Origin of the sequence: Lysinibacillus sp. NPDC093688, assembly GCF_050280145.1 — a bacterium.
Taxonomy (GTDB): domain Bacteria; phylum Bacillota; class Bacilli; order Bacillales_A; family Planococcaceae; genus Lysinibacillus; species Lysinibacillus xylanilyticus_B.
Genome location: NZ_JBNNUX010000001.1, coordinates 131962 through 154866 on the forward strand (window position 1 = coordinate 131962; position 22905 = coordinate 154866).

The 22905-nt window shown below is 35.7% G+C and carries 21 protein-coding genes; 18 read left to right on the forward strand and 3 right to left on the reverse strand.

The window, feature by feature from the left end:
• The first annotated feature begins 1 nt into the window (after nucleotide 1).
• The 8 genes from ACQKN2_RS00620 to ACQKN2_RS00655 all read left to right on the forward strand — a co-directional run bounded on the left by ACQKN2_RS00620 (nucleotide 2) and on the right by ACQKN2_RS00655 (nucleotide 8246).
• Nucleotides 2–1066: an ABC transporter ATP-binding protein gene (locus tag ACQKN2_RS00620; RefSeq protein WP_419150375.1), complete on the forward strand. Its 1065-nt coding sequence runs from the start codon at nucleotides 2–4 to the stop codon at nucleotides 1064–1066.
• Entirely contained in the window at nucleotides 1056–2003 is a 948-nt protein-coding gene (locus tag ACQKN2_RS00625; RefSeq protein ID WP_427413191.1) for an ATP-binding cassette domain-containing protein, read from the forward strand. The genes ACQKN2_RS00620 and ACQKN2_RS00625 overlap by 11 nt, the downstream gene beginning before the upstream one ends.
• Nucleotides 2000–2932 carry a S66 peptidase family protein gene (locus ACQKN2_RS00630; protein WP_427413192.1) on the forward strand — a complete coding sequence of 311 codons (933 nt, stop codon included), beginning with the start codon at nucleotides 2000–2002 and terminating at the stop codon, nucleotides 2930–2932. The genes ACQKN2_RS00625 and ACQKN2_RS00630 overlap by 4 nt, the downstream gene beginning before the upstream one ends.
• A 7-nt stretch (nucleotides 2933–2939) precedes the next feature.
• The gene (locus tag ACQKN2_RS00635) at nucleotides 2940–3725 is read left to right on the forward strand and encodes a serine hydrolase (protein WP_427413193.1); all 786 of its coding nucleotides are present in this window, start codon (nucleotides 2940–2942) and stop codon (nucleotides 3723–3725) included.
• Complete coding sequence (locus tag ACQKN2_RS00640; protein ID WP_427413194.1) at nucleotides 3722–4534, forward strand: C40 family peptidase; 813 nt, start codon at nucleotides 3722–3724, stop codon at nucleotides 4532–4534. Before ACQKN2_RS00635 ends, ACQKN2_RS00640 begins: the two co-directional genes overlap by 4 nt.
• A 324-nt stretch (nucleotides 4535–4858) precedes the next feature.
• Complete coding sequence (locus tag ACQKN2_RS00645) at nucleotides 4859–5098, forward strand: ATP-binding cassette domain-containing protein (RefSeq protein WP_427413195.1); 240 nt, start codon at nucleotides 4859–4861, stop codon at nucleotides 5096–5098.
• Nucleotides 5099–5171: 73 nt separating this feature from the next.
• Entirely contained in the window at nucleotides 5172–5984 is an 813-nt protein-coding gene (locus ACQKN2_RS00650; RefSeq protein WP_427413196.1) for an alpha/beta hydrolase family protein, read from the forward strand.
• A 288-nt stretch (nucleotides 5985–6272) separates the two neighbouring features.
• A complete protein-coding gene (locus ACQKN2_RS00655) occupies nucleotides 6273–8246 on the forward strand; it encodes a S9 family peptidase (protein ID WP_427413197.1) in 1974 nt (657 codons plus the stop codon).
• A 104-nt stretch (nucleotides 8247–8350) separates the two neighbouring features.
• On the opposite strand, the gene ACQKN2_RS00660 is transcribed toward ACQKN2_RS00655, so the two are convergent.
• Both ACQKN2_RS00660 and ACQKN2_RS00665 read right to left on the reverse strand, forming a co-directional pair.
• Entirely contained in the window at nucleotides 8351–9076 is a 726-nt protein-coding gene (locus ACQKN2_RS00660) for a glucosaminidase domain-containing protein (RefSeq protein ID WP_427413198.1), read from the reverse strand.
• A 660-nt stretch (nucleotides 9077–9736) separates the two neighbouring features.
• On the reverse strand, nucleotides 9737–11242 hold the full coding sequence (locus tag ACQKN2_RS00665; RefSeq protein ID WP_427413199.1) for a hypothetical protein: 1506 nt from the start codon (nucleotides 11240–11242) through the stop codon (nucleotides 9737–9739).
• A gap of 618 nt (nucleotides 11243–11860) precedes the next feature.
• Between ACQKN2_RS00665 and ACQKN2_RS00670 the strand changes: the two genes are divergently transcribed.
• The 3 genes from ACQKN2_RS00670 (at nucleotide 11861) to ACQKN2_RS00680 (ending at nucleotide 16497) form a co-directional block, all read left to right on the forward strand.
• Nucleotides 11861–12826, forward strand: a complete 966-nt coding sequence (locus ACQKN2_RS00670; RefSeq protein WP_427413200.1) for an ABC transporter ATP-binding protein — start codon at nucleotides 11861–11863, stop codon at nucleotides 12824–12826.
• Complete coding sequence (opuFB, locus tag ACQKN2_RS00675) at nucleotides 12819–14333, forward strand: osmoprotectant update ABC transporter permease/substrate-binding subunit OpuFB (RefSeq protein WP_427413201.1); 1515 nt, start codon at nucleotides 12819–12821, stop codon at nucleotides 14331–14333. Before ACQKN2_RS00670 ends, opuFB begins: the two co-directional genes overlap by 8 nt.
• Before the next feature lie 889 nt (nucleotides 14334–15222).
• Nucleotides 15223–16497, forward strand: coding sequence for a DUF5068 domain-containing protein (locus tag ACQKN2_RS00680; RefSeq protein ID WP_427413202.1), 1275 nt, complete (start codon nucleotides 15223–15225; stop codon nucleotides 16495–16497).
• A gap of 42 nt (nucleotides 16498–16539) precedes the next feature.
• Here the strand turns inward: ACQKN2_RS00680 and ACQKN2_RS00685 are convergent, their stop codons facing one another.
• Nucleotides 16540–17235, reverse strand: a complete 696-nt coding sequence (locus ACQKN2_RS00685) for an SUKH-4 family immunity protein (RefSeq protein WP_427413203.1) — start codon at nucleotides 17233–17235, stop codon at nucleotides 16540–16542.
• 173 nt (nucleotides 17236–17408) lie between these two features.
• Between ACQKN2_RS00685 and ACQKN2_RS00690 the strand changes: the two genes are divergently transcribed.
• The 7 genes from ACQKN2_RS00690 to ACQKN2_RS00720 all read left to right on the forward strand — a co-directional run bounded on the left by ACQKN2_RS00690 (nucleotide 17409) and on the right by ACQKN2_RS00720 (nucleotide 22882).
• Entirely contained in the window at nucleotides 17409–18047 is a 639-nt protein-coding gene (locus ACQKN2_RS00690; RefSeq protein WP_427413204.1) for a DUF2975 domain-containing protein, read from the forward strand.
• Between the two features lie 11 nt (nucleotides 18048–18058).
• On the forward strand, nucleotides 18059–18271 hold the full coding sequence (locus tag ACQKN2_RS00695) for a helix-turn-helix domain-containing protein (protein ID WP_376072085.1): 213 nt from the start codon (nucleotides 18059–18061) through the stop codon (nucleotides 18269–18271).
• Nucleotides 18272–18404: 133 nt separating this feature from the next.
• Nucleotides 18405–18935, forward strand: a complete 531-nt coding sequence (locus ACQKN2_RS00700; RefSeq protein ID WP_427413205.1) for a TetR/AcrR family transcriptional regulator — start codon at nucleotides 18405–18407, stop codon at nucleotides 18933–18935.
• A 5-nt stretch (nucleotides 18936–18940) separates the two neighbouring features.
• Nucleotides 18941–19267, forward strand: coding sequence for a DMT family transporter (locus ACQKN2_RS00705; protein ID WP_427413206.1), 327 nt, complete (start codon nucleotides 18941–18943; stop codon nucleotides 19265–19267).
• A 14-nt stretch (nucleotides 19268–19281) separates the two neighbouring features.
• On the forward strand, nucleotides 19282–19614 hold the full coding sequence (locus ACQKN2_RS00710; RefSeq protein ID WP_427413207.1) for a DMT family transporter: 333 nt from the start codon (nucleotides 19282–19284) through the stop codon (nucleotides 19612–19614).
• Nucleotides 19615–20085: 471 nt separating this feature from the next.
• Nucleotides 20086–20517 carry a hypothetical protein gene (locus tag ACQKN2_RS00715; protein ID WP_427413208.1) on the forward strand — a complete coding sequence of 144 codons (432 nt, stop codon included), beginning with the start codon at nucleotides 20086–20088 and terminating at the stop codon, nucleotides 20515–20517.
• A gap of 100 nt (nucleotides 20518–20617) precedes the next feature.
• A complete protein-coding gene (locus ACQKN2_RS00720; RefSeq protein ID WP_427413209.1) occupies nucleotides 20618–22882 on the forward strand; it encodes a YheC/YheD family protein in 2265 nt (754 codons plus the stop codon).
• The last annotated feature ends 23 nt before the right edge of the window (nucleotides 22883–22905 follow it).

Consider the following 22905-nt stretch of genomic DNA (forward strand, 5'->3'; position numbering starts at 1 on the left):
GATGATGGAAGTGACACAAACTAAATCACCTATTTTAACCATTCATAACCTTGTCATTAAATTTACACTTCGTGGCAGAGTGCTAACGGCTATTCGTAATATTTCCCTTGATTTGTACAAAGGTGAAAGTCTTGCAATCGTTGGCGAATCAGGTTCAGGAAAATCCGTTCTTGTGAAATCAATCATGGGTTTGCTCGATAAAAATGGCTACATTGATCAGGGGCAGATCCTCTACAATGATCAGGATTTAGCGCAGTTTAGAACCGAGCGGGAGTGGCTAAGCATTCGTGGAAAAGAAGTGGCAATGGTGACACAGGATCCAATGACATCATTAAATCCGCTTAAAACAATTGGCAAGCAAATCGAGGAATGTGTCCATTTACATCAGAGCTTAAAGGGGAAAGCCGCATACGAAGAAACTTTAAAATTGTTAAAAGATGTAGGCATTCATGATGTGGAAAAGCGCTATAAGCAATATCCTCACGAATTTTCCGGCGGTATGCGTCAACGAATTGTGATAGCGATTGCGCTAGCATGTAAACCCAAAGTTTTAATTTGTGATGAGCCAACAACTGCGCTAGATGTCACAATCCAAGCACAAATTTTACAGCTTCTAAAAAATCTCCAACAAAAATATGGACTAACAACGGTTTATATAACCCATGATTTAGGCGTTGTCGCGAAGGTTGCCGACCGAATTGCAGTGATGTACGCGGGTGATATCATCGAGGTGGGTAAGACACATGAAATTTTCTTTAATGGCAAGCATCCCTATACTTGGGCACTCATTTCATCATTGCCGCAACTAAGCTCAAAAGGGCAGCAGCTTTATTCCATCAAGGGTACACCACCAAATCTTTTTCAAGAAATTAAAGGAGATGCCTTTGCACCTCGCAATCAATATGCGTTAAAGATTGATTTTGTGGAACGTCCTCCATTTTTTCAGGTGAGTGACACACATTTTGCTCGTACATGGCTATTGGATCCACTTGCTCCGAAAGTAGAGCCGCCTGAAGCACTACAAGCCTTTTTTGCAGAAGGGAGACGATACGCGCATGAGTCATAAAGAAGTGTTAGTTGAGGTGAAAAATTTAAAGGTTGTTTTTGGTAAAGGCAAAAATAAATTTATAGCTATTGATGATGTCAGTTTCGATATTTTCAAAGGTGAAACGTTCGGTTTAGTAGGTGAATCGGGCTCTGGGAAAACAACAATCGGCCGAGCTATTATGCGTATCAATGAAGTTACCGAAGGACAAATACTGTATCACGGTAAGAAACTAAATGGCAAAATATCAAAAGAGTGGGATCGAGAAATTACGCAGAAAATCCAAATGATTTTTCAAGATCCTATGGCATCGCTAAATGAACGAGCAAAAGTAGACTATATTATTTCCGAGGGACTTCTTAATACAAAAAACGTCAAAAATGAGGCTGATCGTCAACAGAAGGTACGCGATGCATTATTAAATGTTGGATTATTACCGGAGTTTTCTAGTCGTTTCCCACATGAATTTTCAGGAGGGCAGCGTCAGCGTATCGGTATTGCACGTGCACTAGTAATGGAGCCAGAGTTTATTATTGCGGACGAACCAATTTCAGCATTAGATGTATCCATTCGTGCACAAGTATTAAATTTACTAGCAAACCTACAGCAGCAAAATGATTTAACCTATTTATTCATTGCGCATGACTTATCAGTAGTTCGATTTATTACAGACCGAACGGCTGTTATTTATAAAGGGAAAATTGTTGAGCTAGCAGAGACAGAAAAGCTGTTTTCTAATCCAATTCATCCATATACAAGGGCGTTATTATCGGCAGTACCTGAGCCAAATCCTTATAAGGAGCGTGATAAAGTCGTAGAAATCTATGATCCGTCACAGCACCGCTATGACATTCAGCCACCGACATTTATCGAAATAGAAGAAGGTCATTTTGTACTGGCCAATGAAGAGGAATTAGAAAGGTACCGAACTTCACTAACAATGGAGGGTTGCAAATGATTCGTCCAAAGGCATTGAAAAAAGGTGACACTATTGGTCTTATAAGTGCTTCAGGTGCAACCCCACCAGAAAAATTTCTCCCTGCAGTTAAAAGTATTGAAAAACTAGGTTTGAAGGTCGTTGCTGGGGAAACTTGTAGAGCAAGACATGGCTACTTAGCGGGATCTGATGAGCTAAGAGCCTCTGAAGTTAATCAAATGTTTAGAGACCCTACTATTGACGGCATCTTCTGCATACGTGGAGGTTACGGAGCGACGAAAATTTTACCGTTTTTAGATTTCGATATGATCAAGGCAAACCCGAAAGTATTTGCTGGCTATAGCGATGTGACGGCATTACATATCGCTTTTAACCAAACATGTGGCTTTGTCACGTATCATACACCGATGCCCTCTACAGAATTTATTCGGCCAGAGATGGATCAATATACATGGAATTCCTTTATCGAAAGTGTGACAGCAACAGAACGTACGGACTACTGTCTTGAAAATTCACCTGGTCGTACAATGACAACGCTTGCAGCTGGAAAAGCGACAGGGCAGCTTATTGGTGGGAACTTAACATTAGTTACCGCATCTCTTGGGACACCTTATGAAATTGATACAAAGGGCAAAATATTATTATTAGAAGATGTAGACGAGAATGAGCAACGTGTTGATCGGATGCTTACGCAGCTAAAATTAGCAGGCAAACTAGATGAGGTGGCAGGTATCTTATTAGGAGCTTGGACAAATTGTGGTCCAGAAAATCCAAAACATCCAGAGCATAGCCTATCCCTACAAACAATTTTCCAAGAAATTTTAGTTCCACTCAATAAACCTATTATGAAGGACATTACTTGCGGTCACTGTTTACCAACGATGTCGCTGCCACTAGGTCGAACGATCACAATGGACACGGAGAATCAGATGATAAAAGTGATAGAGTAGGTGAAATATGAAGCAAACGATAACAGAGATTCTTCAAAATGCTCCCTATAAAATGCATATGTTTGTGAAAGATTGTAAGACTGAGCAATTTTTCATTAGTGAAAAGCTAGAAGATAGGTTTTCTAGTGCTAGCTTAATTAAGGTGCCTATACTGCTAGCTGTTCTGCATTATTTAGAAAGCAACAACCAATCATTAGAGCAAGAGATGAAGATAGCACCCGAAGCATGGGTGGATTTTAGTGTTATTAGTGAGCAGCGTCTAGGGCAAAGTACTATCTATGAGCTTTTAGTATGGATGATTATTACGAGTGATAATACAGCAACTAATATATTAATCGATTATCTAGGGATGGATGCACTCAATCAGTATTTTCGTCAAATTGGGCTTAAGCAAACAACCATTCAACGTAAGATGATGGATTTTGAAAGGCTTGAACAAGGCTTCGATAATACAACGTCGGCAAGTGATATGGCACTACTATTTTCACGAATTTATCGTAGAGATTTGTTGTCATCAGCATTTAGTGAACTAACACTAGATATTTTAAGTCGTCAACGTATACACGAATCATTAAGTCGTTATTTAGTAGATGATGTGAAACTTGCTCATAAAACAGGTGGTCTTGAAACAGTAGATCATGATGCTGGGATTGTGTACAGCATCTCTGGAGATTATCTCATTGGCGTTTTCGTAACAGAGGTTACAAATAATGATTATGCGAGGCAACTAATCGGTCGTATTTCCAAAGTTGTTTACGAGTACTTGGTGAAGCGGAAGGAGCTGATTGAATGAATGCCATTGTGAAATCCATGCTCGCAAACTTACACGCAAAGCCAGATGAAGTCTCAGAATTAGAGGATGAGGTATTATATGGTATGACGGTTCAAATCATAGAAGACATAGATGAGAGCTGGGTACGCATACAAACCGCTTATCGCTATGAAGGTTATTGCCAAAAGGCTAACTTAATAGTTGATAAAACAAAAACAGATACTTGGCGACAAGAAGCAAACCATTTTATTAACCAAAGCTTTGCCGATGTTTTGCAACAGCCTCTGATTCAAAGTGCGAAAATGACGACGCTCGTTAAAGGTTCAATCATCAGTTCGCTTGCTATGGCCGAGATAGATCCAGAATGGGCAGCAGTGCAATTAGTGTCGGGGGAGACTGGTTATGTACGTAGGCAATGGCTACAAGAAAAAGTTCCAGAAAACAGTTTGCCTGAGCAACAAATACGAGAAAATGTAGTCCAAACAGCGCTTAGCTATTTAGCAGCACCCTATCGCTGGGGAGGAAAATCGCCACTCGGTATTGATTGCTCAGGTTTATGTTCAATGGCGTATATGCTTAATGGTGTACTGATTTACCGAGATGCTAAAATTGTTGATGAGTTTCCAATAAAACAAATACCTGTCGAGCTCATGCAAAAGGGTGATTTATTATATTTCCCAGGTCATATTGCACTCTATATAGGAGATGATCTTTATGTCCATTCATCACTTGGCGGGAATGAAGTAAATATTAATAGTCTGAATGAATTACACCCGCTATATCGAAAAGATTTAGCAACAACAATAACAGCGGTAGGGAGTCTATTTTAAAAGTTTTAAAAAGATTAGCGGAAAATAGAAGTTTATGTTAAATTAAACCTAATATTTTGAATGAACGGAGGGTGAAAAATTTGAGCAATTGTTTATTTATTATTAAAGCCAATCTCATAATAAATAAACAAGAAGCTAATTTTCACCTGTCATATATTTATTCCACCACTCTTTGATTTTTCCACATTGAGTGAATACTTTTGTTGAGCGAGATGCTTCTGTTTACTAACAGGGGCATCTTTTTTGTTTTTATAAAAATTTGGGGTGATGCATATGAACAACTAAGACAAATGGTTAAACCAATAAAAAGAAAGGAGAGTCTACATGATTGAAATTCACAATCTTACAATCAAAACGATGAAAGATTGCCGGATATTAATTGATAATTTTAATCTTAGTACTCAAAAGGGAGACAAGATTGTCACCATTGGTGAAGAGGGCAATGGAAAAAGTACATTATTAAAACTCATTTACGATGAACAATTGATTGCTGATTATTGTACTTTTGAAGGAAAAGTTCTTTGTTCAACAGACGACGATGCATGTCATTTTTATATCACATGATGAAACATTTATAAGTAATACAGCGAACGGGATTTTTGTTTGAAATAATAAAGGCGATATGGGGGGATTACTTATGACAAAAATAATAATGGAGACAAGTGTAGTAGATGATATTCCGATTTTAAGTATTTTTCAGGAGAAATTATATAGTTGTCCGTTGGTATTTTTTATTCACGGTTATGGGGCGGATCGTGAACAAGCTATCGACTTTGGATATATGCTTGCAAAGAAAGGCTTTTATTACGTAAGTATGGATTGTAAAGGACATGGGGAAAGAAAGGGGAAAAATGAGAGCAATAAATTCCATCAAGTTTTTCCACGAGATACTGGTTTGGATACCTACGTCCATATGCACGAAGTTATTGAACAATCAGCAATTGATATACAGAATTTAATTGAATACTTTAAGGGTAAAGAGAGAATTGATACAAATAAAATTGGTATATCTGGTTTTTCCATGGGAGGCTATGCGTCATTTTATATATCAGCAAATAACCCTGATATAAAGGTTGCTATTCCCATAGCAGGTAAACCTTCATTTACAAAATCATGGCTTGATACCATTACTTCCACTGCTACCTATGAACAATGGAGTACACAGATTCAAGATGCGGTGAAAGAAGTCGAAAAACGAACTGAGTACTTTCAAATGATAGACCCTTTCGATAAGTTGAGCGGTTTTTTTCCAAAGCCATTGTTAATTATTAATGGTGACCAGGACATTGATTCGCCGTACTTTTATTCATTGGAACTCTACAAGAAGTTATTACCGGTGTATTCTGAACAACCTGATAAATTTAAGCTTAGTATGCCTTTTATTAATCATCAATTTACTTATAGTATGAAACAAGAAGCGTGCGACTGGTTTGAAAAACATCTTGGCTAGTAATAGTTTACTGGGGCATGAAAAGAGTGAAACTACAAAATATATACGCAGTTAAGCAGAAAGGATTTTTATAGTAAATACTTTTGAAATAAAATAAATAAACTTTAATGAAGACACTCTTGTAAAAATGAGTGTCTTTTCGTTATAGGGCTAGTTAGTGGGAGGAGGAATTTTTGCCCATTTTATAGAAATATAGTAAGGGGCATTTTCAATATCTTGTAATAGGAATGTAAATGAATATAAGGGGAACAAAATATTTTATGTTTAAAGAAACAAAGGGGGGGATTTATGGAAATGAATGAAAAAACATATCTAAGTATAGAAGAGATTATTTCGCTAGCAACCTTATCAGGTACATCTATAAGTGAAAATGGCAAAAACGTAGCATTTGTCAAGAAGACAGCTAACTGGAAAGACAATAAATATAAGAATCAAGTATGGATATATGAAAAAGATAAGGGGCAGTGTTACCCATTAACAACTAGGGATATAGATAGTACATACCCATTATGGTCTCCAGATTCTAGAGCTATCGCATACCTTAGCCCAGTTGGTGACGGGGATAATAAGAAAAATCAAATCTTTGTTACGTCAATAGATGGTGATAGTGGGGTTCAAATTACTGATGAGAAAGAAGGGGTCAGTAATTTCAAATGGGAGCCTACTGGCAAGGGTTTTTATTATGTTGCACAGTCAAAAGAACCTGAGGCGATAAAGAAACGTAAGGAACTATATGGAGATTTCCATCATGTAGGTAAGGAATACCAGAATAATTGTTTATATTACATTGAAATAGAAAAAGTGATACAAAATGATAAAGATGAACACGAAAATAGCGTTGTTTCTCAACTAACGGATGGTATGGATTTTCATGTCCATGAATTTGATATTTCAAATTGTGGGAAAAAGGTTGTATTAATGGCTACACCAAGCCCAAATATGGGAGATACTATTAATGGAGATCTATACATACTAGATATTAAAGCTGGGAAGCTACAAAAGATGAATATCGATAAGTTGTTGGGAGGGAGCTTTTGCTTTTCTCCTGATGGCAGCAAAATATGTTACTCAGCAAGCATAAGGGAGAAGGATTACTATAAGATCCATATACAAGACAGTACGTTAGAGATATATGATATTAATACTGGAGAGCTAATTCAACCTTTAACAGATTTTGATAGTACGGTTATTCCATTACGGTGGACAGCTAAAGGAATATTAATTAGATGGCAGAATAAATCGAATTATCTTATTGGATTGTTATGTGAGAATGGCACTGTGGAAATGTTAGGAGAAACAGAAAATAGCTTTATAATGGATGCTTCTATAACAAGGGATGGAATTCATTTATCCTATACTAAGGCTATTACAAATGAAACCTTTGAAATCTATTTAGACGATGAAAAAATAACGCATGAAAATAGCTTTTTTAAAGGAAAGCTTAAAAGTAACAGAGAAATAATCTCATGGCAAAGTAGTGATGGTCTTGAAATAGAGGGAGTTTTATCAACCCCAGTCGACTTTGACGCAAGTAAAAAATATCCCTTATTAGTAGTAATCCATGGTGGTCCGGCTTGGGCATCCTTTCCAATATTTTCAAACTGTTTTAATGAGAAATATCCTATTGAGCAGTTTATCGAAAAAGGCTTTATCGTTTTAGAACCTAACTACAGGGGAAGTTCGGGTTATGGTAATGAATTCTTAAAAGCAAACTATAGAAAACTGGGAATGGCTAACTACGATGATGTTATATCTGGTGTGGATAAACTAGTTGACAAAGGGATTGCAGATAAAGATAGAGTAGGGGTAATGGGATGGAGCAACGGTGGATATATATCAGCTTTCTGTTCTACATTTAGTAGTAGATTTAAAGCCATTTCAGTTGGAGGTGGGATTACTAATTGGAGTAGCCATTATGTAAATACAGATATCCCTTACTTTATTAGGATGTATTTAGGAAATAATCCATGGAATGATCCGGAGATCTATACGAAAACATCACCAATGACATATATTAAATCAGCCTGTACGCCTACTTTAATCCAACATGGCGAAAAGGATGCAAGAGTCCCAACTCCCAATGCATATGAGCTATATCAAGGATTAACGGATATGGAAGTTGATACAGAATTAATTATCTTTAAAGGAATGGCATATAGTTCTGACCATCCAGGAATTAATGTGGCTATTATGAAGCAGAATTTGATGTGGTTTTCACACTATATTCTTGGAGAAAGTATGAAAGATTTTAGGGTTTTATGATTAATAACATTGGAAGAATTAGTTTAGTGAAAGAAAGGTTCTTTTATTAATATTAAAACCTCCAAGCTTCTAGGATAAATCCTACTAAGCTTGGAGGTTTTACGTTAATATTTATAAATATTTAATTGCTGACCAGCTTCAAGTGTATCAGATCGAAGCTGATTCCATTGTTTAATGGATGTAACTTTAACATTATGAGCCTCTGCAATATGCATAAGAGAGTCACCATCAGCTACGGTAATTGTCTTTTTATCTTTGACAGGGCTGTCATACTGTTGTAAATCATACTTTGCAATCAGTGCATTAAGCTTTTCATTGTATTTAGAATCTGTGGCATAGGAGCCTGTTAAAAACTTTGTAGCATTTGTATAGGACTTCGCATTGCTTTTAAAAACGCCTGCATAGAAATTTTTATCCCATGAAACCCCAGTACGCATTAATTTCGCATAATCTTGTAAAGATGCTTCATAGGAAGGGTACTTGCGGAATTGAGCCATCACCGTTGTCATATTACCTGATCCATCATCCTCAGATGTTTCAAATGTTACGGAGTTATTTTGGTAACTACCTTTCATACCAAATAAATTGTTATTTGGTGCAGATCCAAGGCCACTTTGTCCATGCTCACTTTCTAAAACGGCTTGCGCAATGATAATCGATGCATACAAGTCATTTTCGGCACCTAGTTTCCGAGCAATTTCAGCAATTGAGCCAATAAACTCTTCTACACTAGGATTATCAGCAACAACTGCAGGCTCTACAGTCTCATTAGTATTGAATAGCTGCGTCACCATAAAAAACGAAATACAAATAACAACAATAGCAATCATAAGTCCTTTGAAAAAATTAATTAAGTATTTCATTGTTCATTGATGTTGGTAGATTACAACATCTCCATTCCTCCTTTCTTTTCAATCACGAAATTCATATATTTCTAATTATTCCAGAGTCATTAATAGAAATAAAGTCATGTTTTCTTTTGTAGAGTATATCATTCATAGAACGATAAAACCCTTCATTTAGTTCCTTAATTTCTAGCACCTTTTAGAAATGAAAGGTCATTAAAAGATAGTTTCAATAATTAATCAAAAAAACAAAAATGGTATTCTCAACATTTATGAAGCCATTCATTTTGCAAGGACAACTTTATTGAATAGTAGTTATACGTACTCAAAAACAGTATACGATTTTCTATAAAAATTATGAGACAAATAGAGAAGAGCGTCAAGAGGACTAACGTTTTGATGTAAAACAAAAAATAAGTTTGAAATGACTTTAGATACTGACTACTCCCACAGCTAAAGCAGTGGGGTTCTTATATACTTAAGAGAAGCGTTACAAAGCTCTCCACAGATGGTGTTGCCATGTCCTGTGTACAACATCTTTGATTTATCTTCTGTTCCATAAGACTTTCTTATTTACACAACCGATGTTGTGTTGGCAATAAGTTTTAACGAAGGCAGGTAGCTCTACCTACGGAGGAATACCCCTCACTTGATTTGTTTAATACCCATGCTAAGAGGGAATGTTTTCTTTACTTGTTTCAAGTCTTCTATATGTTGATTGTGTAACTCTAAAAAGGTAGTAAACGTTTTTTTACATAAGTCTTGATTCGTTTGTTGTAAATTTGGTTCACTATTCATCAGTAAAAACGCACTATATAAATCTCGTTGTACGAGATGACTGCCAATTTGACTCCAACGCTGATGGAGTTTTTTCTTTTCATAACGATCCGTCACATGGTTATACTGACTGGCTCTAAAGGTGATCGTATTTACTTTCCGTATCGTTTTCTTTGTGTAACCTAATTTTTGATGGATGATTTCCACTAGCATGGCAGGAGCATGATTCCCGATGCTTTTTCCAAAACGCTTTTTGGATTGGATTTTGCCCTGTATATTTGTCTTAGTTTCTTTTGTACGTTTTGCCAATCCTTTAAAATGCATGGTTTCGATGTACACCTCATCGCCAAGAGACAATATTTTATTGGCTAACACACCATGTTTTTCTTTGATATAGGAAGCTTTCTTTCTATATAATTCTCTTACTTGTTCTTTTGTTTTTTGATAGTTTTTACTATATGTCCAATGGAGTTTGACGCCATGTTTTAGAGTACCATCCTTGTTGAAATTGTTAGGATTGGTACTTCTACGACTTCTATCCAACTTGCGTAATAAACGTCTTTTTTGTTTCTCCAGTAAAGGTACTTCTGGAGCAAGTTGTTGGATGAAAACTGTTTCTTTTGAAACAACCGCAATGGTAGAAGGACCAATGTCAATACCTACTCGTTTTTGTTTTTGATAGGCATGCCGAAAGGCTCCTGTTGATGGAATTCTCTTTGCAGGAGGAATCCCATCCATCACAAGTTGTACGTAAAAAGTATGGTTGCCACGAATCACTTTTTTGACTAGACGACAATATTTAATGGTATGAAGAGCAAGGGATTCTTTTACAAACAAATCTTGTTTGCGAATACGAACAGGAAGGATTAATCCATTCCAATAGACCATATTCCCTTTAAATCGAATTCCTGCTTTATTAGATTTTCCTTCTACAGAATGAACCATTCCGTAACGTTTAAAATGTGCTTTTCTTCTTTTAAATAGAACATCTTGAACCGCTTTCCAGACTTTAGAGGCGATTTTTTGAGAAGTATTGCTATCTATATGTTTTTTAAAGTTATGTTGATGCTTTTTAATATACACATGCAGTTGATACTCACTTAATCCAAAAGATTGACGAATGTTGTCTAATTCTTTTGCAGTCTGCTTTAATTCTTTCGAATCATTAGATTTTTTCGCTTTTTGGTAGCAACGTAATTGTTTTCGATAGTGTTTTGATTCTTGCATTATAGTATATTGTTTTACTGCATAAGACAAAGTTGTATTGTAGAGTGTACGGGCAATTTCAAAACGTTTTAATAGGATATCCTTTTGCCATGTATCTATTAGTAACTTGAGTTCTATAATAAAACAATCTTTCTTCCATTTCGTCATTACCCGTCACCTCTCCTTTTATCTGATTATTCGTAATATACAATAACATATGTTCTGTAAAGAAAAAAGCACTCATTCCTGTGAAATATATACAGGAATACGGTGTATCTTAAAAAAGTGTTAGTTCTAGACCTACTACGCTTAACGTATATGAAATGAAGAGGATGAAAATAGTAGTTTATTTCTATTATAAACATTAAACAATAGACAATGTGTGTTCTCAAAAGATCAAGGAATCCGAGCAAAGTGGATAAGTTGATTGGAGTGGAGGCTGGACGTCCCCAGGATAAGCGCCCGGCCGGAACGGAAATCAACCCCTCGTTTTGCCGAAGATCCATTTAGTCGGTGAATAATAGAAAGTAAGATGATGTCCTTATCAATTATGCCTTGGCATAATTGCGTCCGGAATCGGCTTTGTGCTAGCACAAAGAACTCCTTTCCGATTCCGTGACATCCGCCGGAGGCTTTAACTTCTTTCAGCAAGTGTTTGGACACTCACTGAAAAAGTAATTTAAAACCGCATTCATCTCACCACCTAAAGAGGAGAATTCTGTACCTGTCGCTACGCTTTTGGTACAACAGACACTTGCTGAAAAAGTTGAAAAAGGAGCTTATACAATGATCGCATTTGAAAATGTCACAAAAAAATATGTAAATGACCAAGTCGCAGTGAACGCTATTAATTTAGAGATCCATGAGGGAGAATTTTTAGTGCTTATTGGACCTAGTGGCTGTGGAAAAACAACATTATTAAAGATGATTAATCGATTAATTCATTTAACGGAAGGAACTATTCGAATTAACGGTAAAAGAATTAGTGATTACAATATTCATGAATTGCGATGGAATATCGGCTATGTCCTTCAACAAATTGCGCTTTTTCCTCATATGACGATTGAAGAAAATATAGCTGTTGTGCCTGAATTGAAGAAATGGAGTAAACCGCAAATCCAGCAACGAGTTCGTGAGCTATTAAATATGGTAGGACTTGAACCAGATAAATATAGTCAGCGCAAGCCAATAGAGCTTTCTGGTGGTGAGCAACAAAGGGTCGGTGTTGTTCGTGCGTTAGCAGCCGATCCCGAAATCATTTTAATGGACGAGCCTTTTAGTGCTTTAGATCCGATTAGCCGCACAAAACTACAAGATGATCTTCTTGAGCTTCAGAAAACGATACAAAAAACGATAGTCTTTGTTTCGCATGATATGCAAGAGGCCTTAAAATTAGGTGATCGAATATGCGTAATGAAAGACGGAGAGATTGTACAGATTGGTACTCCACATGAAATCATTGAAAATCCAGTCAATGATTTTGTCCGAGAATTTATTGGGGTAAAAGAGTATGGGATGAATACTTTCCATATCCAAGCTGTAATTGAACCAATTGCAGATGAGAATAATCAAAGAGGTCCAGAGAACACCATTTCTTCCAAGGATTCTTTACAGACCATTCTTCAAAAATTAGCTCATGATGAATGTTTGGGTGTGGAAGATAAAGGGGAAATAATAGGCGTTGTCACAAGAGCATCCATGCTTCAGTATTTAGCGCAGGATTCCTTAGAAAGAGGTACTATAAATGGCTAATTTTTTTGAAGTGTTTAGCGAACGAAAAGGTCAGCTATTGGCATCTTTATTAGAGCATATTCAAATTTCCTTCATTGCACTATTTTTTGCAGTGGTGATTGCTATTCCTCTAGGGATCTATTTAACGAATAAAAAGAAAATAGCAGAAATGATTATTGGTATGAGTGCAGTTTTACAAACGATTCCTTCATTAGCGTTATTAGGCTTATTGATTCCGTTGTTTGGCATCGGAAAAGTACCGGCAATTATCGCCTTAGTTGTATATGCACTTCTTCCGATTTTACGTAATACGTTTACGGGGATCAACGAAGTAGATCCATCTTTAAAAGAGGCAGCGATGGCTATGGGGATGAATACGCGAAAGCGATTAATGAAAGTGGAGTTGCCCCTTGCAATGCCTGTTATAATGGCAGGAATTAGAACAGCTATGGTATTAATCGTTGGAACGGCAACTTTAGCAGCATTAATCGGAGCTGGGGGATTAGGGGATATCATTTTGCTTGGTATCGACCGAAATAATACAGCTCTCATTATTATAGGGGCTGTTCCTGCCGCGATTTTAGCATTAGTGTTCGACTTCTTATTGAAAAAGCTAGAATCACTATCGTTTAAAAAAACAATTATAGCATTGAGTATGATTAGTGTTGTGGCATTTGTAATGATTATCTTCCCACTACTAAACTTCAAAGAGAAAGAAGAGATTGTCATTGCAGGGAAGCTTGGCTCAGAGCCAGAGATTCTAATTAATATGTATAAATTGCTTATCGAAAATGAAACAGACTTAAAGGTGCAATTAAAACCTGGGCTTGGAAAGACTTCCTTTGTATTTAATGCTCTTAAATCTGGTAGCATCGATATTTATCCAGAATTTACTGGAACGGCAATTTCAGAGTTTTTAAAAGAGGAAGCCATTAATAATAATCAGGAAGATGTTTATCATCAGGCGAAAGATGGAATGCTGAACAAGTTTGACATGGTGATGCTTCGTCCGATGAAATATAACAATACGTATGCATTGGCAGTATCAAAGCAAATGTCTGAAGCCTATCATTTGCAAACAATTTCTGACATTAAGTCTATTCAAGAAACGATAAAAGCTGGCTTCACATTGGAATTTAACGATCGAGAAGATGGTTATTTGGGCATTCAAAATAGTTATGGTATAACACTTTCTAACATAACAACAATGGAACCAAAGCTTAGATATCAGGCTATCGAATCAGGAAATATAGACTTATTAGACGCTTATTCAACGGATAGTGAAATACGTCAATATCATCTGCAAGTTTTGGCAGACGATCAGCAACTATTTCCACCTTATCAAGGAGCTCCATTACTAAGGAAAGAAACGCTAGAAAAATATCCTGAGATTGAAACAGCTTTAAATAAGCTGGCAAATCAAATAACAGATGATGAGATGCGCGAAATGAATTATCGAGTAAATGTTGAAGGCCAAAAGATAGAAGATGTGGCACGCGAATATTTAATAAAAGCAGGATTGTTTTGAGATTCCCACCCCTAAAGGGACAAGCTGACTAATGTTAGTGGGATTCCTGAGTAACTAAGCGTTCGCAGTCCATTTCTGTTTTGAACAGCTCTCAAGATTGGGGTATCCCATTACCCCTCCCTATCCAGTGCATATAGCGTATAGTTGGTTTCGTTCGATGTGTTTTAGCGTCTTTTTCATGACGACACATATTGTTTTACCGATAGCGTGAATTAGGCTATCGAACCTTATACAATATCCAATTTTCAATGAACGAAAGTGTATTAAAGACTTTTACTTGTCTATACATGAAGTAAAACACCCTTTCAGACAATTAAGGTAGCACAAGCTATCTCTTGTCTGACCTCACTTTCATCCCATGTCTAAAGACGGGCTACACCCTGCATGGGCTTTCTCATTCGGAAAATCTGTAAGCGAAAATCATAGCGTACAAGTAGCTAGAAAAGAGATGCTTATCTTTTATCTAGCTTTTTTTATTACGGATAAAGAGCTGATGATAAGTGACAGTGGCAATGTATATCTGCGTCGACCGCAATGACACGAAGGTGAAAAACGTGATCTTACATGCGACTATATTCTTGGGCATATTGTACTTATTTTCCGATAACTAAGAGTTATATAGCTTTTTTAGTACATTGAGCATTATTATTCAAAGAAAATAACTTGAAAAAGATTGAATATGAAAAATAATGGAAATTGAAAAATAAGATTGAATTATTCAATAAACAATATTTGGATGTTCATTGCTTCAATAGTACAATTTCTTCCAGCGTAAGTTGTTTTGGATCTAAATGTGGATTAAAATGGGTATTAGCTCAAAAAATTGCTTTTATCATTCGTTTTTACAGTTGAGCCAATAAAATTATAAAGAAACAACTTGGAGGAAGAAATGAAAAAGAGTTTATTTTTAATGTCTTCGCTAATTTTATCGACTTCAATCATTCTTAGTGGTTGTGGGAAAGATGGGGACGAAACAAAGAAAGACGATGAACCTAAGAAAACACAGGAGGAAAAAGGACAAGATAAAGAAAAAGATAAAGTCCAAAAGGAAGAACCTAAAAAAGATCAAGAATCAACTAAAGGTTCAGCTGACTTCGCTTCCTTAATTTCTTATATGGAAAAGGAAACTCAAGGGAAAACTAAAATTCTTTTTGAAAATAATGAATCACAAGTACATAAAATGGAGAATGTTTCAATTTCGATTGATGCATATTCAGTAGTAGAGTTAAAGGACTTCCACACAGATTTTAATATTCCATTTGGTGAAGAAAATAACGGTGGTGTCATTTTAGCTAAATACACAGTGAAGAATGATATGGATAAAGATGTTTATTACATGCCTAGTTTAGACGTTACATTTACGGGTGCTAGTAAATATTATACGAATGATAAGTATTTGATTCCGGAAGAAGATCAATTACCAACAAAACTAGGCTTCAAAACAGATTATTTGATAAAAGCGGGGGATGAGGTAACTGGGTATATCGCTTATCCATTCGGTGAAACAGATTTAGCAAAAATCAATGAATTGGGCACAGTATCAGTAATGATTCCAGTACCGCTTGCTGAAAAAGAAAAATATGACGCTACTATTGGAACAGAAGGAAGATTTAATCTTGCTTTAAATACCGATGGTTCGAAAAAAGTATCAAGTAATTCAACATTTTATCAAGATAAAGTAACAATGGACAATATGGGTGAAAAGAAGATTCTGAAGGAAAAAAGCGACATCAATGAAAGTGAAAAAATAGGCGATGTAAATGCTGTTTTAGAAGGGTATCAGTTTACAAAATTTACACCTAATGAGGTAGAAGCTCCTCGTTTCTCGAATTTCACAAATGGTGTCACTTTATTAACAGTGAAATTTAAGCTTAAAAATAAAGCTACTAGTGAAATTGGCTTATCTTCTATGTCTTCAAAATTAACAGTTAATGATGGCATGCAATATTTATTAAGCGAAGGTATGTTAGTAAATTATAAGTCTAATGACGTTATTAAAGCTGGTGAAAATGGCGAGCTATTACAAGTATTCGTATTAGACCAAGAGCAGTATGAAAAAATTTGGAAAGATAAAGCCTTTGACATTGAATTGGGTCCTATCCGAAATAAAGGAGCAGAGGATACTTCTAAAGGTAAAAAAGAAACATTTACATTACCAAAATAAATTGCAGTAGCCCTCTCACAATTGAGAGGGCGTATTTTAAATTTACCATCCTTGTAGACCTAATCCTTTGCGATGGGACGATTCTAGCATCACTAGCTTTTCCTCCCATTCATCACATTTTTTCTCCCAATAATGTAAAGGAAGTATAGTAGGATCAATTTTTCGTAATGTAGTCCTTAATTGATGAGGGATGGCTAGTATTTCATCACTAAACTTCATTTCCTCTTTATCTCGAAAATTATTATAGTATTTCACAATTTTATTGACGCACCGTTTATATGCCGCTAAAGAATGACAAAAAGTCTCTATTGATGAATTTACATAGATGCGTTCTAAGTTTTCAAAATTGCTGTAGTCAATTAAGAGAATTTCATCACTAACTCTACTGAGTACAAAATATTCATGATTGGTAAGCTCTTTAATCAGATAGAAATTCTCAAACATTAAATAATTCGGTAGTTTATTGATAATGTCTGCATAGTACCAATCACTTTCAAGTTTCTTTAAAGGTTCCGCCTCACCAGTTTGTTCTAAATTTGATACTTCTACTTTTAATTCCATTTCTTTTAGTGAGTAATAGCTCCTCAAAAATCCTTTAGCAATCGATAAAAATTTATATTTTCTGCGGAACTTTTCAAAGTCATCTTCAATATTCTCAACTAAAAAGTTAATTGTAGTTTGAGAGATTCCTTTTTGATCCATTTGCAAGATCGTTCGGTATGTATGTAAAGATTCCAATATTATTTCATCCCTTTCAAAGCTGTAGTTTTTGCCTTTTGTCATAGTATACCTAATTCAGTGTGCATGATGGAACTAATATTGAACAATATTTTTTAATGATAAACATTAATTAATTATTGAAAAGGGTAAAGTGAAATGTATAATTAACAATAAGAGAGGGGATGCTTGGAATGGAACAAATAATCCAAAGTAAAGAATTTCGATTTTTAACAAAAGGGTTACGTTCAATTTTTACAATCATGATGGTTTTAATCATTATTGGACTTATTATGATAGGCGTATTATGTGCAGGTGTAATTTTTGTGCCGGAGAATAGTGTAAATAATTTTCTGGAACAGGGAAATATAACAGCTTCCATTCATTTAGAAGGGATTCAAATTGAATTAGCAGATAAGGTAACGGAAAATATTCAGTACACGAAAATGAATGTCGTGAAATTACTATTTACTGCTACAATCTACATAGGATTATTATTATTTATCGTTGTTCAAGTAAGGAATCTGTTAAGTAATTTAAGTAAAGGACTTATTTTTTCGGAAAAGAATAGTAGAAAAATAGAATGGATCGCTTACGCTGTAGTTGTATTAAGCATGACAGTAGATACATTTCGAACGTACATTGCTTATACAGTTACTGAACAAATTAAATTAGGTGAGTTGTTAGTAGGTACAGGTTTGATAAAAGAGATAAGCTTTCACTTTGCCGGAATTAATTGGACATTATTATTATGTGGATTAGTCATATGGACGATAGCACGTGTATTCCGATATGGTGCGTTTTTGCAAGATGAATATGATGCAACAGCTTAGGAAGTGAAAAAATGACGATAATTATTCGATTAGATCGAATGCTTGCTGATCGAAAAATGCAGCTAAGTGAGCTAGCAGAAAAAGTAGATGTGTCGATTGTTAATCTATCCAACTTAAAAACTGGAAAGGTTAGAGCTGTGCGGTTTTCTACGTTGAATGCAATATGTAAGGCATTGGACTGTCAGCCAGGAGATATTTTGGAGTATATAGACGATGAAGAATAACAGTGGCCCGAAGAGTGAATGCTATTCGGGTCTCGTTTTTTTTTTGCACGGTAATTGACGATGTGAACTAAGAACTGTAAAATAAAAAAGACCGTCCAGACGGTTTTTTTTACGCTTTGATAGGGGGGATTGTGTGTCATCAAAAGCAGATTTAAAACGATTACATATTATTCATACGGCGATACAGTATTTAAAGGACAATGAATTAAGCACTTTAACTTTAGAAAGGGTAGCCGAAAGGGCGAACATTAGTAAAGGTGGTTTACTGTATCATTTTAATACGAAGGATGCCCTTCAAACAGCAATTGCTGAAACGATTTTAAACGAGGTTATACAATCCTTTGAGCATCTGGCAAGTTTTGAGCAAGGGACTGGGAGACTGTCGAGAGCATTTATTTTAACTTCTCAAAAAGATCTTGCAAATGGGGCATCTTTAAATATTGCGATTCAAATATTGCAAAATGACCATTCATCCATCTCAACCGTTTATGAATGTTTATTAGAAGAGTTGTTTCTAGATGGCTTAGACGCCTCTATTGTTCATTTGATTCGGTTAACGATTGATGGATTGTATTATTCAAAACTATTAAATATCGCACCGATATCCGCAAAGGCAACAGACGGTGTCTTTGAACAATTAATGCACATGACAAGGAAGGACTAACATACATGAGTGCTTTAGGTTTTTTATTTATTTCAATTATCGCAGAAGTTTTTGCAAGCTCGATGCTGAAACTTACAAATGGCTTTAAACGATTATTCCCGTCAATTGGTGTAGTGGTTGGATATGGAACAGCTTTTTATTTCTTTTCTCTAACATTACAATCTATAGCAATTGGCACTGCGTATGCGATATGGGCAGGAATAGGAACGGCGCTAACGGCACTAATCGGTGTCATCTTTTATAAGGAATTATTTAATACAAAAAAGCTTATGGGCATTCTATTTATTATTGTTGGTGTAGTTATACTTAACCTTGCTGGTAGCGGACATTAAGGAGGAATTTGTAAATGAAGGGTTATCTATTTTTAGCGTTATCGATTGTCAGTGAAGTAATTGCAACAACAATGCTTAAGTTTTCAGAGGCATTTACAATTCTAGGGCCATCCATAGCTGTCGTATTAGGATATGGAATTTCGTTTTATTCTTTGTCTCTATGCTTAAAAACGCTGCCATTAAGCCTTGCATACGCCATTTGGTCAGGTATAGGTACAGCATTAACAGTAATTGTCGGAATCGTTGTATGGGGAGATATTTTTAATTTATACTCAGCAATCGGCATTACACTGATTATTGGTGGCGTTATTTTGCTAAATCAGGGAGATAAACATAGTGTTCAATAAAGTGAAACGTGGAGTTCTCTATTAATAATCAATCTTCATTAAACGAGCTTTAACGGGCAGTAGTTGAACTCCACCTAACTTCTTTGCTGTTGTTTAGGGAGTCTTACTGCCCGTTCATGGTTGTTTTTAAAATCATCTGCAAGTATCTTCAGAACTTCTTCATATTAACTCTCCAAATTAAGGTTAACATAATCTGTATTCGGTAAACTATTTCCCCTTAGCTTTCAAGATAAAAAACCAATTTTATATGTAAATCGAAAAAAGTCGTCATATTTCTTGTCTGTACATATGATAAAGAGAGGATGTTGCATAAAGTGAAATGGGAGCTTCTCATCCCCGCTGATTGAACCAATCGGGCTTTTACGGATAGTTGTACTCCCACTTATATTTTTGTTTACACGTAAACCTTGAATGGATAGTCTTACTGTCCTGGACGAATGGCTCATGAAGACTTGGGAGGGGCTGGGGGAAATGAATAATGAAAACAAAAGAAACCATTTTCTATGTGAAGCGCTCTACGACATAAAAGCACTCCAAGATGTGATAAAGGATTTTCATTCTAAATACTTTGGTCAGCTGCTAGAGAAAATAGTGGGAAGTGATACAATTCCCTTTTTTTTAATCTCACAAAACGGTACTCATTTAAGGTTGATGGATACTGTAAAGCAGTTTGAAACAGAGTTTTTTCGTATAGAGGCTATTGATAGAGAACGTTGTCGAGGAACTGTTTCACTTTTGCGTGCTTATGATTATGAAGGGCATGATACGAATTTGATTGCAGAGGTTGTCAGGTTAGAGCGAACATCCACAGTAAAATCCATTGAATTAAGTGGAATTTCTGCGATTCAATTACTAAAGCCTGACATGTTAAAAGGGAAATTTATCATTGAGCCCAAATGGTGATGAAATATTAAACTACTAATAATTAGAGCATCTGTCTATATGCACGTTGTATCACTGAATTTATTAGATAGAGAATCGTATGAAGGGAAGAGATAAATGAATGACAATTATTGGAATGTTGCATCATCGTCTAGATCCTCGAACAGTTATTAAGTCTTATGCATTTGCGGCCGTTGCAAAAGCAGAAGGGGCTCAATTTTTTTACTTTACACCAAAAAGTGTTGACTTCGATAAACGTTCTATTAGAGGAAAGGTATATGAAAATGGTGATTGGAATGAAAGAACGATGCCCTTTCCAGATGTGATATATAATGCAGGAAGTCCAGAAAAATTATCAGTATCAAAGGACATTATAGAGAAATTGAAAAAGGAAATCCCTTTTACAACCTATTCTATAGGGAATAAATGGAATGTGATGAAGCGACTGAAAGAAGCGAAGGAATTCGATAAGTATTTAATTCCATCTGAAATTGTGGAAAATGTTGATTTACTCCACAAATTTATGGATTATCATAAAAAAGTCGTATTTAAACCGATAGATGGCCGGAAGGGAAAAGGGATTTATTTTATTTCGAAAGTAGGAAGAACTAACTTTGAGGTAAAGAAGGATAGGGATATTACTGTTTATTCAAAGTCCCAGCTAGATGAACTAATTAGAGGGCAACTTTCTACAGGCACCTTTATCGTGCAGCCTTATATCCAATCCAAAACAAAATCAGGTCAAATATATGATTTTCGTCTTCACGTTCAAAAAAATGGTGAAGGTAAATGGATTATAACGACGATTTATCCGCGAGTTGCACCAAATGGCTCAATCATACCGAATATTAACAATGGTGGATTTACGAATTATTTAGATCCTTTTCTAGAGCAGGAATTTAAAGATGATGCTTATGATATTCGGCGTATGTTAGAGCATTTTTCCTTGTCCCTAGCTCAACATTTAGATGAAATTCAGATGGCGCAATTTGGAGAAGTTATTGATGAAATTGGCATTGATATAGGCCTAGATGAGAATCAAAAAATCTGGATGTATGAAGTAAACTGGCGACCAGGTTGCCCTCCTGCTTTTTATTTAGAATTAGATGTGGTCATCAATACGATAAGGTACGCTATGTACATTGCTAAAAACAAAAAGCAAATTAAAAGGGAAATTAATCAACGGAAGAAAAATAAGGATGTAGTTGAAGTTAAAAGTGAAATTGCACAACAAACGATAAATAAGGATGTAGTCGAAGTTAAAAGTGAAATTCCAACGATAAATAAGGCTGTAGTCGAAGAAAAGGTTTTACCGATTATAGCGATTACCGGCAGTGCTGGAAAAACGACATCAAAAGCGTTCCTTGCCTCTATTTTATCGGAAAAATGGAATATTTTTGAGTCAAAAGATTATTGGAATACAACAGAGCATACGATGAAACATAAAGAAGAAATTAATGCTTCGCATGAGGCTGTTGTGCTTGAGTATGGGATGGCTTATCCAGGTATCATAACGAATCACTGTAGCATTATTCAACCGAATATTAGTATCATCACGAATATCGGTTTAGCTCATGTGGGCAACTTTGATGGAGATATTAAAGGAGTGGCCAAGGCAAAATCGGAATTAATACATGGCATGGACCAAAATGGTTTATTAATCGTAAATAAGGACGATGAAAATTCGAAATATTTAGAGACGCAGCAGTTTAAAGGAAAAATCTTAACGGTTGGTATTCATGGCAATGCGGACTATAAAGCGTATGATATCCAATATAAAGACATCGGTATGACCTTTAGAATAAGGCTACAAGGACAGGAAATGGCCATGTATATCCCGATTTTAGGAGAGCATCATGTTTATAATGCGCTGAATGCCGTTGCGGTTGCAGATTATTTAGGATTTACCCCAGCAGATATTCAAGCAGGACTAAATTTCAAAAAACCACCTAGAAGACTAACCATTTATAACTGTAGCGATGACATTACGGTTATTGACGATACCGTTCACTCTCATCCTCAGGGCGTACGTGCGGCTATTGATGTTCTTACAAATATAGCAAAGAAACGTAAAGTTGCTATTATCGGTCAAATGCGAGAGTTAGGCGATTTGAGAGAAGAGGAATATCGTAAATTGGGCGAATACATTTATGAGCAAGACATAGATTTATTCATCACTTATGGCTTTAGAACGGAGGAAATGGGTGCGGCAGCGAAGGCTATAGGGATGGATCCTTCTAAGATTTATCATTTCCTTAATAAGGATGACTTGCATGTACTCTTAGAAAAAGTCATAAAGCCTCACGACACCATTTTAGTAAAAGGTGCTAGTAAAACCAATATGTTTGATACGGTAAAATTTTTAGATCAAACATTTAAAGAATAAATAAAAAGCCCGAATAATTGACC

Coding starts and splice junctions, on each gene's coding strand:
- ACQKN2_RS00655 (WP_427413197.1), top strand. CDS start 6,273: ATGGAAATGAATGAAAAAACATATCTAAGTATAGAAGAGATTATTTCG.
- ACQKN2_RS00680 (WP_427413202.1), top strand. CDS start 15,223: ATGAAAAAGAGTTTATTTTTAATGTCTTCGCTAATTTTATCGACTTCA.
- ACQKN2_RS00705 (WP_427413206.1), top strand. CDS start 18,941: ATGAGTGCTTTAGGTTTTTTATTTATTTCAATTATCGCAGAAGTTTTT.
- ACQKN2_RS00720 (WP_427413209.1), top strand. CDS start 20,618: ATGACAATTATTGGAATGTTGCATCATCGTCTAGATCCTCGAACAGTT.
- ACQKN2_RS00620 (WP_419150375.1), top strand. CDS start 2: ATGATGGAAGTGACACAAACTAAATCACCTATTTTAACCATTCATAAC.
- ACQKN2_RS00710 (WP_427413207.1), top strand. CDS start 19,282: ATGAAGGGTTATCTATTTTTAGCGTTATCGATTGTCAGTGAAGTAATT.
- ACQKN2_RS00660 (WP_427413198.1), bottom strand. CDS start 9,076: ATGATTGCTATTGTTGTTATTTGTATTTCGTTTTTTATGGTGACGCAG.
- ACQKN2_RS00665 (WP_427413199.1), bottom strand. CDS start 11,242: ATGACGAAATGGAAGAAAGATTGTTTTATTATAGAACTCAAGTTACTA.
- ACQKN2_RS00630 (WP_427413192.1), top strand. CDS start 2,000: ATGATTCGTCCAAAGGCATTGAAAAAAGGTGACACTATTGGTCTTATA.
- opuFB (WP_427413201.1), top strand. CDS start 12,819: ATGGCTAATTTTTTTGAAGTGTTTAGCGAACGAAAAGGTCAGCTATTG.
- ACQKN2_RS00635 (WP_427413193.1), top strand. CDS start 2,940: ATGAAGCAAACGATAACAGAGATTCTTCAAAATGCTCCCTATAAAATG.
- ACQKN2_RS00715 (WP_427413208.1), top strand. CDS start 20,086: ATGAATAATGAAAACAAAAGAAACCATTTTCTATGTGAAGCGCTCTAC.
- ACQKN2_RS00625 (WP_427413191.1), top strand. CDS start 1,056: ATGAGTCATAAAGAAGTGTTAGTTGAGGTGAAAAATTTAAAGGTTGTT.
- ACQKN2_RS00695 (WP_376072085.1), top strand. CDS start 18,059: ATGACGATAATTATTCGATTAGATCGAATGCTTGCTGATCGAAAAATG.
- ACQKN2_RS00650 (WP_427413196.1), top strand. CDS start 5,172: ATGACAAAAATAATAATGGAGACAAGTGTAGTAGATGATATTCCGATT.
- ACQKN2_RS00670 (WP_427413200.1), top strand. CDS start 11,861: ATGATCGCATTTGAAAATGTCACAAAAAAATATGTAAATGACCAAGTC.
- ACQKN2_RS00690 (WP_427413204.1), top strand. CDS start 17,409: ATGGAACAAATAATCCAAAGTAAAGAATTTCGATTTTTAACAAAAGGG.
- ACQKN2_RS00645 (WP_427413195.1), top strand. CDS start 4,859: ATGATTGAAATTCACAATCTTACAATCAAAACGATGAAAGATTGCCGG.
- ACQKN2_RS00640 (WP_427413194.1), top strand. CDS start 3,722: ATGAATGCCATTGTGAAATCCATGCTCGCAAACTTACACGCAAAGCCA.